Origin of the sequence: Pseudoalteromonas phenolica, from assembly GCF_005886345.1 — a bacterium.
In the GTDB taxonomy this organism is placed as follows: domain Bacteria; phylum Pseudomonadota; class Gammaproteobacteria; order Enterobacterales; family Alteromonadaceae; genus Pseudoalteromonas; species Pseudoalteromonas phenolica_A.
Window position 1 is genome coordinate 265,208 of record NZ_PNEC01000021.1, and the last position, 12,624, is coordinate 277,831.

The 12,624-nt window shown below is 40.3% G+C and carries 11 protein-coding genes; 3 read left to right on the forward strand and 8 right to left on the reverse strand.

The features are described from left to right. Positions 1-62 precede the first annotated feature (62 nt). The 5 genes from eno to rlmD all read right to left on the reverse strand — a co-directional run bounded on the left by eno (position 63) and on the right by rlmD (position 7,729). Positions 63-1,355: a phosphopyruvate hydratase gene (gene eno / locus CWB72_RS10880; RefSeq protein ID WP_130254514.1), complete on the reverse strand. Its 1,293-nt coding sequence runs from the start codon at positions 1,353-1,355 to the stop codon at positions 63-65. Between the two features lie 228 nt (positions 1,356-1,583). Next, complete coding sequence (locus CWB72_RS10885; protein ID WP_058030295.1) at positions 1,584-3,218, reverse strand: CTP synthase; 1,635 nt, start codon at positions 3,216-3,218, stop codon at positions 1,584-1,586. Positions 3,219-3,383: 165 nt separating this feature from the next. Then, the gene (mazG, locus tag CWB72_RS10890; RefSeq protein ID WP_138631314.1) at positions 3,384-4,184 is read right to left on the reverse strand and encodes a nucleoside triphosphate pyrophosphohydrolase; all 801 of its coding nucleotides are present in this window, start codon (positions 4,182-4,184) and stop codon (positions 3,384-3,386) included. 69 nt (positions 4,185-4,253) lie between these two features. Further along, the gene (relA, locus tag CWB72_RS10895) at positions 4,254-6,410 is read right to left on the reverse strand and encodes a GTP diphosphokinase (protein ID WP_138631316.1); all 2,157 of its coding nucleotides are present in this window, start codon (positions 6,408-6,410) and stop codon (positions 4,254-4,256) included. Positions 6,411-6,415: 5 nt separating this feature from the next. Continuing rightward, positions 6,416-7,729 carry a 23S rRNA (uracil(1939)-C(5))-methyltransferase RlmD gene (rlmD, locus tag CWB72_RS10900; protein WP_138631318.1) on the reverse strand — a complete coding sequence of 438 codons (1,314 nt, stop codon included), beginning with the start codon at positions 7,727-7,729 and terminating at the stop codon, positions 6,416-6,418. Between the two features lie 81 nt (positions 7,730-7,810). Here rlmD and barA point away from each other — a divergent pair, with 81 nt between their 5' ends. Then, on the forward strand, positions 7,811-10,579 hold the full coding sequence (barA, locus tag CWB72_RS10905) for a two-component sensor histidine kinase BarA (RefSeq protein ID WP_138631320.1): 2,769 nt from the start codon (positions 7,811-7,813) through the stop codon (positions 10,577-10,579). On the opposite strand, the gene CWB72_RS10910 is transcribed toward barA, so the two are convergent. The 3 genes from CWB72_RS10910 to CWB72_RS10920 all read right to left on the reverse strand — a co-directional run bounded on the left by CWB72_RS10910 (position 10,569) and on the right by CWB72_RS10920 (position 11,998). Further along, complete coding sequence (locus tag CWB72_RS10910; RefSeq protein WP_138631322.1) at positions 10,569-10,910, reverse strand: HIT domain-containing protein; 342 nt, start codon at positions 10,908-10,910, stop codon at positions 10,569-10,571. The genes barA and CWB72_RS10910 overlap by 11 nt on opposite strands. A gap of 125 nt (positions 10,911-11,035) precedes the next feature. Continuing rightward, positions 11,036-11,488: an Hsp20 family protein gene (locus CWB72_RS10915; RefSeq protein ID WP_130254521.1), complete on the reverse strand. Its 453-nt coding sequence runs from the start codon at positions 11,486-11,488 to the stop codon at positions 11,036-11,038. A gap of 234 nt (positions 11,489-11,722) precedes the next feature. Further along, complete coding sequence (locus CWB72_RS10920) at positions 11,723-11,998, reverse strand: hypothetical protein (protein WP_138631324.1); 276 nt, start codon at positions 11,996-11,998, stop codon at positions 11,723-11,725. 315 nt (positions 11,999-12,313) lie between these two features. Between CWB72_RS10920 and CWB72_RS21025 the strand changes: the two genes are divergently transcribed. Together CWB72_RS21025 and CWB72_RS20725 are read left to right on the forward strand one after the other, a co-directional pair. Further along, positions 12,314-12,439 carry a hypothetical protein gene (locus tag CWB72_RS21025; protein ID WP_289508447.1) on the forward strand — a complete coding sequence of 42 codons (126 nt, stop codon included), beginning with the start codon at positions 12,314-12,316 and terminating at the stop codon, positions 12,437-12,439. A gap of 18 nt (positions 12,440-12,457) precedes the next feature. Continuing rightward, positions 12,458-12,622: a hypothetical protein gene (locus CWB72_RS20725; RefSeq protein ID WP_212747885.1), complete on the forward strand. Its 165-nt coding sequence runs from the start codon at positions 12,458-12,460 to the stop codon at positions 12,620-12,622. The last annotated feature ends 2 nt before the right edge of the window (positions 12,623-12,624 follow it).

Below are 12,624 nucleotides of genomic sequence, written 5' to 3' on the forward strand. Positions count from 1 at the left end.
GTATAAAACACAGGCACAAAAAAGCCGCCTTTTTAGGCGGCTTTTATAAAATCAGTTAAAAATTACTGACCTTTGATTTCGCTACGACCGTTGTAAACAGCTTTGTCACCTAGTGCTTCTTCAATACGAAGAAGTTGGTTGTATTTAGCTACACGGTCTGAACGACATAGTGAACCAGTCTTGATCTGGCCTGCAGAGGTTGCAACTGCTAAATCAGCGATAGTCGCATCTTCAGTTTCACCTGAACGGTGAGAGATAACCGCAGTGAAGCCAGCTTCATGTGCCATTGCAATTGCTTCAAGTGTTTCTGTAAGTGAACCAATTTGGTTAAACTTGATAAGGATTGAGTTACCGATGTTTTCATCGATACCACGCTTAAGGATCTTAGTGTTCGTTACGAACAAATCGTCACCAACAAGCTGAACCTTGTCACCAATCTTGTCAGTTAATACTTTCCAACCAGCCCAGTCACTTTCGTCAAGACCGTCTTCGATTGAAACAATTGGGTAACGAGCAGCTAGGTCTGCTAAGAAGTCTGCGAAGCCTTCAGAGTCGAATGCTTTACCTTCACCTTTCAGGTCATATTTGCCGTCAACATAGAACTCTGACGCCGCACAGTCTAGTGCAAGTGTGATGTCTTTGTTTAGCTCGTAACCTGCAGCAGCAACAGCTTCAGCGATTACTTCTAGTGCTTCTTCGTTTGACTTAAGGTCTGGTGCAAAACCACCTTCATCACCTACTGCCGTGTTAAGACCACGTGCATTAAGTACTTTCTTAAGGCTGTGGAAGATTTCAGCACCCATTCGAAGTGCTTCACGGAAGCTTGACGCGCCAACCGGCTGGATCATGAACTCTTGAATATCAACGTTGTTATCAGCGTGCTCACCACCGTTGATGATGTTCATCATAGGTACTGGCATTGAGTACTTACCTGAAGTACCGTTGATGTCAGCGATGTGCTCGTATAACGCAACACCTTTATCTTCTGCTGCTGCTTTAGCTACGGCTAGAGATACAGCTAGGATCGCGTTTGCACCTAATTTTTCTTTGTTTTCAGTACCGTCTAAGTCGATCATGATTTGATCGATAACACGTTGCTCTGTCGCGTCTTTACCAGCTAGTGCTGATGCGATGTCGTTATTAATGTAGTTAACAGCAGTAAGTACGCCTTTACCTAGGTAGCGTGACTTATCACCATCACGTAACTCAAGTGCTTCGCGAGTACCAGTAGACGCACCTGATGGTGCACACGCACGGCCCCAAGCGCCTGACTCTAAATGTACATCAGCTTCAACGGTTGGGTTACCGCGAGAGTCCATTACCTCACGACCAATCACTTTAACGATTTTTGACATCTTGATTCCTCTTATTCCCATAGTGGTGATAATGTTTTATTGATAGCTATTTTCCTGTATGGGATTAAATAACAGTTTTATTAAACCCCATAATAACCATTGGTCTGCATTGTTTAAATTGAATAAAAGTAACGCTGCACAGCAATGTTTATTACTCACCGAATATAACAAAATCCATGTAGTCGGTTTAGAGACAAAAAAGCCGTGCAAACGCACGGCTTCTTCAAGTTATTTTTCTGCTTTCTGGTGTGCAAACGCTGCACCCACAAAACCTTCAAATAACGGGTGACCATCACGAGGCGTCGAGGTGAACTCAGGGTGGAACTGAGCTGCAATGAACCAAGGGTGATCTTTATTTTCGATAATTTCAACTAGCTTCTTATCTTCAGACAAGCCTGTGAAGTGTAGGCCCGCTTTTTCAAGACGCTCGATATAATTGTTGTTCACTTCATAACGGTGACGGTGACGTTCAGTGATTTCAGCATTGCCATACACTTCACGAACTTTTGAACCTTCTTTTAAGTGACAAAGCTGTGCACCTAGACGCATTGTGCCACCTAAGTCAGACGCTTCATCACGTACTTCCACGTTACCTTCTGAATCTAACCACTCTGTGATTAGACCAACAACTGGGTGAGCAGATTCTGCGTCGAATTCTGTTGAGTTTGCACCTTCAAGACCTGCAACGTTTCGTGCATATTCAATTAGCGCAACCTGCATACCTAAGCAGATACCAAGGTAAGGTACTTTGTTCTCACGCGCATATTTTGCCGCTAAAATTTTACCTTCTACACCACGGCCACCGAAGCCACCTGGTACTAAAATAGCGTCTAGGTCTTGTAATAACTCAACACCTTTGCTTTCGATATCTTGTGAATCAACGTATTGAATGTTTACTGTTACACGGTTTTTAAGACCCGCATGCTTTAACGCTTCATTTACTGATTTGTATGCATCTGGTAGTTCAATGTACTTACCAACCATACCAATTGTCACTTCACCAGTTGGGTTAGACTCTTGATAAAGAACCTGTTCCCACTCAGCTAAATCAGCCTCAGGTGCTTCAATGTAGAAACGACGGCACACTAGGTTATCTAAATCTTGTGATTTTAATAACGCAGGGATCTTATAGATGCTGTCTACGTCTTGCAGTGAAATAACCGCTTTTTCTTCTACGTTAGTGAAAAGTGCGATCTTTGCACGTTCGTTAGCTGGCAGCTTACAGTTAGAACGACAAACTAAAATATCTGGCTGAATACCAATAGAACGAAGTTCTTTTACTGAGTGCTGAGTTGGCTTAGTTTTAACTTCACCAGCAGCACCAAGGAATGGTACTAACGTTAAGTGCATGAATAATGCGTGTTCACGACCCAGTTCTGTACCAAGCTGACGAATCGCTTCTAAGAACGGTTGTGACTCGATATCACCTACAGTACCGCCAATCTCAACGATCGCGATGTCATAACCTTCTGCACCTTCAATTACGCGGCGCTTGATGTCATTAGTGATGTGTGGAATTACCTGAATTGTCGCGCCTAGGTATTCACCTTTACGCTCACGACGAAGCACGTCTTCAAAAACACGACCTTGTGTGAAGTTGTTGCGCTTTGTCATTTTGGTGCGAATGAAACGCTCGTAATGACCTAAGTCTAGGTCAGTTTCAGCACCGTCTTCAGTTACATAAACTTCACCGTGCTGAATTGGGCTCATTGTACCCGGATCCACATTGATATAAGGATCCAGCTTAAGAATAGTTACGTTTAAGCCACGGGCTTCTAATATTGCTGCCAACGATGCTGCGGCAATACCTTTACCCAAAGACGAAACAACCCCGCCCGTTACGAAGATAAATTTTGTACTCATGCGAACCCTAGAATATCAGGAAAATGGAATTTTAAATAAGAATCAAGACGGGGCGATAGTATAGCAAAGCACTTAACATCAATCCACAAAAATTTAGCTTAAGGGCTTTAAATAGTCACAAGTAAGACCTCAAAAAATCGTCGTTATTGTTTACCTAATACCGTCTTATTCTTTTGCGCTTTTCTTCACAAGTTCCCAAGCCTCATCCATTTCTTCAAGGCTTGACGAGTCTAAACTCTTGCCTTGTTGTTTAAGTACGGCTTCAACTTGGGCAAATCTGCCTACAAATTTATCAGTCGCGTTTCTCAGTATTTGTTCGGGGTCGTGTTTAGCATGACGAGCCACATTGACTGTCGCAAACAATAAATCACCGATTTCTTCAGCTGAGTGATCGGAATGAGGGTTTTCTGCTAGTGCTTCGCTCACTTCAGCCACTTCCTCAGATACTTTTTCAAGTGCCCCATGGTAATCTGGCCAATCAAAGCCCAGATTTGCAGCGCGTTTTTGTACTTTTTTGGCACGCGTTAATGCAGGGAGCACTTTTGGAATGTCATGCCATAGAGTTTGCTCAGATGAGTTCGCCTTTGCGGCTTTTTCTTGATCTTTAATCGCCTGCCATTGTTGCTCGAGCTCTTCATCGGTTAATGTTTTTTGCTCTGAAAATACATGAGGGTGCCTGCGAACCAGCTTGTTGTTTAAACTCTCAACAACCTCGTTGAAATCAAACTTACCCTGTTCTTTCGCCATTTGCGCATAAAAAATAACTTGGAACAACAAGTCACCCAACTCATCTTTGAGATCGACCATATTATTGCGCTCTATGGCATCAGCCACTTCATAGGCCTCTTCTAGAGTATGCGGCACAATAGTTTTAAATGTTTGTGCTTTATCCCAATCGCACCCTTTTTTAGGATCACGAAGTGTTTGCATGATGTTGAGCAATTTATCGATTTCAGTTTGATTCATTTTAAACACTTATTTTTAAAACAATAAAGTCGGCTAATGCCGACTTTATTAAATTGATATTTTTAGCGATTAATGCTGTCGCTTAGCTTCAAACACGCCGTCAATTTGAACCAGCTTAGTGATCAAGCGATTCATTGAAGACAGATTAGAAACCTCTATTTGCATAAGGAATACAGCAGTATTTTGCTCATAGTTAGTTTGTAAGTTCATGTTTAATACATTCACTTTTTCATTGGCCAACACTGAGCTGATATCACGAATAAGGCCTTGTCTGTCTTGCGCTTCAATTCTTAAGTTCAACGCATAAGATGACTTGATGTCATCTGACCAACTGACGGCAATTTCGCGCTCAGGATGTTGCTCGCAAATATGCGCAAACGATTCACAATCGCTACGGTGTACAGCTATGCCACGGCCTTGGGTGATATAACCAACAATTTCATCGCCCGGAACAGGCTGACAACATTTGGCGACATGACTCAGTAGGCTACCCACACCATCGACCACGATACCGTTTTTGTCACCTTTCACCTTTTTGCGAGAAGTAATTTTGAGCGTATCTTCAGGCTCTGGCTTAGCTTGAATGAAGTTTAAGAATTGGTTGATGCGTACATCACCCGCCCCCAATGCCACCATTAAGTCGTCAAGCTCTCTAAAGTTAAAACGCTCAACCGCTGGCTCTAAATCTTTATAGGTAAGATCTAGTTTCGACAAATGCGAGTCTAGCATCTCTTTACCCGCTTGTAGGTTTTTATCTCTGTCTTGCTGCTTAAACCAGTGATGGATTTTGCTACGAGCACGCGATGAGAAAATATAACCTAGGCTTGGGCTTAACCAATCACGACTTGGCGCCGGATTTTTCTGGGTTAAGATTTCAACCTGATCGCCAGTTTTAAGCTTATAAGTAAACGGGACTATCTTACCGAACACTTTAGCACCCACGCAGCGGTGGCCGACATTAGAGTGAATATAATAGGCAAAGTCGAGTGGCGTAGCTCCAAGTGGCAAGTCAAAGATATCACCTTTAGGTGTAAACACGTAAACCCTGTCTTCAACCACTTGGTTTTTCAATTCATCGGCTAAGTCACTGCCATCAACCACTTCTTCTTGCCATTGAAGAAGCTTACGCAACCAGCTAATTTTCTGCTCATAACCTGAGCCACGCCCAGGTAAAGCACCTTCTTTGTACATCCAGTGCGCTGCAACACCTAGCTCAGCATCTTGGTGCATTTCTTCAGTACGAATTTGGATCTCGACTGTTTTACCTTCTGGACCAAACACCACAGTATGAATAGACTGGTAACCGTTTTGTTTTGGTGTGGCAACGTAATCATCGAACTCTTTTGGTAGATGTCGCCAATTTGTATGCACAATACCTAGCGCTGCATAACAGTCTTGAATTTCATCCACCACAATACGCATAGCGCGAATGTCGAAAAGCTGATCAAATTCATAGTTCTTTTGCGACATCTTTTTATAGATGCTGTAAATGTGCTTCGGACGACCATAAACCTGTGCTTTCACGCCTGCTTCTGCAAGCTTGCTAGACACTAGGCTGACCATATTTTCCATATAGGATTCACGGTCTAAACGCTTATCAGACAACTGCTTTGCTATTCGCTTATAAGTTTCTGGATGCAAATATCGGAATGATAAGTCCTCGAGTTCCCACTTTAGCTGGCCTATACCTAAACGATTAGCAAGTGGGGCGAAAATATTTGCAGTGGCTTTTGCTGTTACCACACGCTCTTCTTCATCCGCGTTTTTTACCTCACGTAAATGGCAAATTTGTTCGGCTAATTTAATAACAACGGCACGAACATCTTCTACCATGGCTAATAACATGCGGCGAATGTTATCTATCTGTACATTACCTTTACCTTGATGTGCCAAAGTACTGATCGTCGCCATTTGCTCAACGCCCTGTAACAGTAAAGCAACGTTGTCGCCGAGCTCTTCTTTTACATTGTCAAAACTGATTAACTCTTCAAGAAAATAAGGCGTTAAATAAGCGGATGCCAAAGATTCAGGATCAAAATTCAGCTCGGCAAGGATTTCCACCATCTCAACGGCTTTATTCAAGGTCGTTGCATTCACATCAGAAGGACATAAAGCATGGGCTCGGTCTAAATATGAGAATTTATCTTCTGACAGATTCAGAAGATCTAGCCGAGCCGAAAAATCGGCTGGTAAATGGGTTTGATGTGATTGGCGGGTTGCAACCATTTGCATTACCTCCTTTGGAACAACGCCATTGTCTCTATATGCCCCGTGTGAGGAAACATATTCATAAGCCCCACTTTACTGATTGTGAAGCCAGCTTCAAGTACTAAAGCACTATCTCTCGCTAAAGTAACTGGATCGCACGATACATAGAGGATTTTTTCGAACTGCTTAAGTGGTAATTGCTTCAATACCTCATAAGCACCAGTACGAGATGGGTCTAGAATTAATACATTGGCATGTTTATCGAACCACTTGGCACTTGAGATATCATCCGTCAGATCAAAACATTCAAAAGATACATTTTCAAGCTGATTTTGTGCTGCATTTGACTTGGCTCTTTGTACTGAACTGTCTACCCCTTCAACACCGACAACACGTTTAGCATGTTTGGCTGCAAGCAAAGAAAAGTTACCAATACCGCAAAACAAATCTAATACGATGTCTTGTTCGTTGAGCGCTAACCAATCAAGTGATTGCATCAACATTTTCTCATTTACTTCACCATTAACTTGAATAAAGTTATTGAGCTGAAAACCAAACTTAACCCCATCAACTTGATAATTTGGAAGCTGTTCGTATGCCACAGGCGTTTTACCATCATCCCATAAAAGCTGAACTCCAGAGTCGTTCAGCGCTGTCGCTAATGTCTGTTTCGTATTGTCATCAATGGCTTTGGTATGTCTTATTAGTACAAACACACCGTTATCCGCTTTACAAAGCTGCACATGACTAATTGAGTGAAGCTTAGCATTGTCTGTGATGGCAAGTCTTAGTTGCGTAAATAGTTCTTTAAAAGCAATACTTAAAACTGGGCAACTTTCTACTTCTACTATTTGCTTACTCTTTTGCGCTCTGAAGCCTAATTTAAATTGCTTCGTTTTTTTATCTGCAATACAAGCTACTCGGGCTGAGCGACGGTAGTGCTTATCATCACTGATGATAGCTGGCTGCCAAGCTATATGCGTTTCTTTAGCAAACTTTTCAAATAGTTTACTGACGGCTAGTTGTTTATAAGTGATTTGACTGTCAACTTTTAAATGCTGCAACTGACACCCGCCGCATACGCCATAATGCTGACAAAAAGGTGCGACACGCTCTTCACTCGATGTAAGTACTTTGACTTGTTTTGCCTCAATGAGCTTTGATTTTTCATCGAGAATTTGCGCTTTTATTTGCTCGTTTGGTAATGCACCATCGATAAAACACACCTTGCCATTGTGATTTGCAACACCTCGACCTTGATGATCAAGTGACTTTACATCCAAAGTCAGTACTTTGCCTTTATTTGACGTTTTTTTAGCACGAAATATCTGTGCCATACGAATGCCCCTTAATGTTTGCCAACCCGTGTCTAAGTCGATACTCTTAAAGCTAGAATATTAATAAGAAATAGTTCATTCATGACCAGATTAGGCCTGCGCGATAGCATTCTCGTTCTAACTTTAATCCCTACCATGTTGATTGGTTTAATTCTTGGAGGGTATTTTACAGTAAATCGTTATGTTGAGCTTGAAGAAATTCTCTTCCAACGTGGAAGTAGTATTTCAGAACCATTGGCAATCGCATTAGAGCAACCTGTTTTAAGAGAAGATAGAGCCCAACTTAATCGTATTGTTAGCACCACGCACAATAAGCACTCTCCGCTTATAAAAAGTATCGCAATTTTTGACACTGACAAAGAATTATTGATAACCAGTAATTATCATGAGCAATTTAAAAACTTAACTTTTCAAGGCGATATTCAAACTTTACATCACACAAAAATGGTCAAAAAAGAAGATACTTTTGTATTTTTCACGCCAGTTAAGTTTCATTCTCAGCCTGCAGAACAATGGCAACAGACTCACGCTACACCTGTGGCTCTATTAGCGATTGAAGTGAGTCAAGACCAAGCCGTTATTGCTCAACAGCATACTTTAATTATGAGCATCAGTATTATCGTGATCGCCTTAATATTAAGTGGCGTGTTATCGCTAAGGATAAGTAAAGTACTGGTAGCGCCGCTATCTAAGCTACTACTTGCTACAGATAAATTAGTTGAAGGTAAACAAGACATTGGTATTCAAACACCAATGCAAGGAGAATTCGAACTGCTGCGTCAAGGTCTGCATACCATCAATGGTGCGATGGCAAACCAGCGCGACGAAATGCAAAAACATATCGACCAAGCTACCAGTGACTACAGGGAAACACTAGAGCAGTACGAAACACAAAATATACAGCTCAACATTGCTAAAAAAGAAGCGCAAGATGCCAACCGTGTTAAATCTGATTTCTTAGCAAAAATGAGTCATGAGTTACGAACACCTTTAAACGGTGTTATTGGTTTCACAAGGCAACTTTATAAAACTCCACTAAATAAACATCAAAAAGAATACCTTGATACCATTGAGCTTTCTGCGAATAGTTTAATGACTATCATCAGTGATATTTTAGACTTCTCAAAATTAGAAGCGGGTGCGATGGAATTAGAAAGCATCCATTTTCCATTACGGGAAGTGATCAGCGAAGTAATGACATTATTAGCACCAAGTGCATATGAGAAAAAGCTTGAACTATCCATTTCAGTCCACCCACATGTACCAGAAAACTTAGTCGGAGATCCAACCCGATTAAAACAAGTGCTAATAAACCTGATCAGTAATGCCATTAAGTTTACTGAAAAAGGCTCGGTTAAAATTGACATCACGCACAGGGTTATCAAACAAACTTATGCCTCATTACTCGTTTCAGTCAGTGACACTGGTGTGGGGATTGCGATGGAAAAACAAGACGCTTTGTTCACCCCATTTGGTCAAGCAGATTCAAGTATCACTCGAAAGTTTGGTGGTACAGGTCTTGGCCTTATCATCACCAAACACATTGTTGAGGCTATGCGCGGTAGTATTAGCCTCAATTCAGCTCCCGGGCAAGGAACCTGTTTCACATTCAACGCTATTTTTGAATTGCCAAAACGTGCATTCAATAATGATTTACCAACCTACAGTATAGAAAACAAACGAATTCTATTTTTCGAGCCTCAGGAGCATACTCATTACGCAATTCTGGCGCAGTTGCATGAATGGCAAATGCAAGTAACACCATGTTTAACAGAAGAGACTTTTTATCAAGCACTAGAACAAGATTTTAGTTTTGACATATGTTTAATCGGCAATACCGCTGATGTAGAACAAATGCCAGTACTTAAAAACTATATCGCTAAAGCCCGTCCTTTAGCTGACTATTTATATCTTATGGTCAGCACCATTTCACATAATATGCGCGAGTCATTAGTGGGGAGCGGAGCAGATGCTTGTGCAAGTAAACCACTTCATTATCGTAAACTGTGTGAAATGCTCGCAGCCCCATATCGTTTAGACCACCCAGATGTATCTACCGACGAACATAACCAACCTATATTGCCATTGAAAGCACTTATTGCAGATGATAATGATGCCAACTTAAAACTACTTTCTACTCTTTTATCAGAGCAAATCGAAGGAATTGATACCGCGCATAATGGTGCACAAGCTGTGGCACTGTGTAAAACACATAAATATGATTTGATTTTTATGGATATTCAAATGCCCATTATGGACGGTATCACTGCATGCAAGACCATATTGGACTCTTCTCTCAATGAAGATACACCTATTATCGCTGTGACTGCACACGCATTAAGTGGTGAAAAAGATCAGTTACTTAAAGATGGTTTCAGCGGTTACTTAACAAAACCAATTGATGAAGACATGCTTAAACAAACCATTTGTGATTACAGCAACTCAAATGTCAATACTAACAATAAAGTAAGAACTCAAGAGCAACCTATTAGTCCGCCCCCTTTTGAAAGTCATTTGTTAGATTGGCCATTGGCACTTCGACACGCTGGAGGTAAGAACGACCTAGCACTAGAGATGCTAAATATGTTGTTAGAGAGTCTAACTGACACCCATGAGCAACTCGAACAGGCGCTGGAAAACAATGACTTTGCATTATTACTTTCAGTAATACACAAATTTCATGGAGCCTGTTGCTATACAGGCGTGCCTAAACTTAAGCTGCTTTCAGAAACCATCGAAACTGGTTTAAAGCGCACTCAGACGATTGCCGATGTAGAACCTGAGATTTTTGAACTACTAGACGAGCTTACTAGCTTTAAACAAGTTTCAAAGTCTACTGCTAACATTTAGGCCCCCCAAAATTAACATGAAAGTGCAAGTGCTTACTATCTTGATACTCACCAAGATTAGTTAGCACTCTGGCTGCCCCATATTCATTTTCTACTTCTCGTGTAATATGTTGTACAACCATCATTAGATGTACTAATTGCTCGGGTTCGTGTTCACCTAAATCAGTGAATGAAGGAATGTGCTTTTTGGGAGTAACAACAATATGAACTGGCCAAAAAGGCCTGGTATGATGAAAAGCTAATACATGATCGTCTTCAAACACAACATCTAACTCGACTTTACCTGCAAGCGCAATGTCACAATAAAAATCTTTACCTGTGTAATTATCCATAGCCCTCTCTTTTCTTAAAACTACGATTAAGAATAGTGTAGCAGCTACTGTAAGCTTAGGTATTTTAACTACTAAAACGGCTTACCAAGGTAAGCCGTTAATTGGGAGACTATGTTTTAAAAAGATTAAGCGCTTTTTAATCGCTCTTGATTCAAACCATTTATTGCAATCGTGCGAGGTTTATCTGCCTCGGGGATCTCACGCTCTAAAGCTATATTCAATAAACCATTTTCTAATGAGGCTCCACGGACTTTCACATGGTCGCCCAACTGAAATTTGTGCTCAAAATTCCTTTCTGCAATACCTTGATGAATAAATGAACGCTCACCATCAACTGACTTAGTTTCTTTTAGCCCTTTTACAACTAATGTATTTTTCTCAGTTTGAATTTCTAATTCAGACTCAATAAAACCAGCAACAGCCATAGTAATTTGATACTTATCTTCGGCTAGAAGCTCAATATTATAAGGTGGGAAGCTTGATTGTTTCGCATTGCGGCTAGCATTGTCCATTAGCTGTGCTAGGTGATCAAAGCCGATGAATGAACGGTATAGTGGTGATAAATCTACAGTACGCATAATAAATATCCTCTTAAAGCGATAAATTTGATGGCTTCTCCTCTATTGAGCAAGAAAGCCTATTACTTAAAATGATGAAAACCCTGTAAGGCGCCTTCACAATAATAAATAGGGCCAAGCCATATTTTTTCAAGAGATAGATTTGAATTATTTTTTATTGATTGATTTAAAAGAAAAAGCCTGAGCTTTAACCCAGGCTTTGTGTACTTACTGTTGGTTGGAATACTATTGAAATTATAAACGTTTTATATTGAGTGAGTGACTTGACCTACTTTTTTCTTTATTAACCGAAAAATAAGAGCTAGAAGATAAAAGCAACACAAAAGAATCTTTAAGGCTATCTGATTCTTCAGCAGTCTGTATGGATTTGGGGTTTCTAAACGTCACTCCTAACACACTTAAAAGAGCAATTAAGATCCATATTGAATAACGCCAATCACCAGATTGTACTGAACCAGCTATCGCTAAAAACACACCTATAAGTAAAATAAATCTAAATCCATTTAACATATACAATTCCAAAAACGTAATAATCACTTTGTTAAAGTTAATTGCATTTTATTTACAAATCAAGAATCAAGTTAATAAAATGTTTAAAAAGTAACGATAACACCACCTATTATTGAATATTATGAAAATAATCATACATTCATGCATTCGAATAAAAAATTTCACTGTTTAACTATTAACAATATTAAAATTCAAAAACTAAGCATTCGACTAGCGCTTTCATCTCAGTCATCTAAATTTATAGATATGCGCTCAATAACTGTTTTAAACATATTTTTAATCCTGTTAGCTTGAAGTGCTTTAATGAGGTTATACATGGATAAATTAGCAATTCCTTCTGAACAAATAGGTTCGATCCCAAGAACTGCTGAGCTCATCGATGCCTATAAGTTGTTTAAATGTGGCGAACTTAGTTATGATGCTTTATGTGATATCGCCTAGTCAGAAACAATCCAAGTAATGAAAGACTTAGAGGCTTTAGGCTGTGATGTGATCAGTGATGGCGAACAGCGAAAGTTTGATGGCTTTGCGCATTATTGCTTACACAACTCTTGTTGCTACGACTCCGAAGGTTTATTCGTTGATTTTTCAGATGGTCACTCTCGCGTATTTGCCCCCATCTAAAA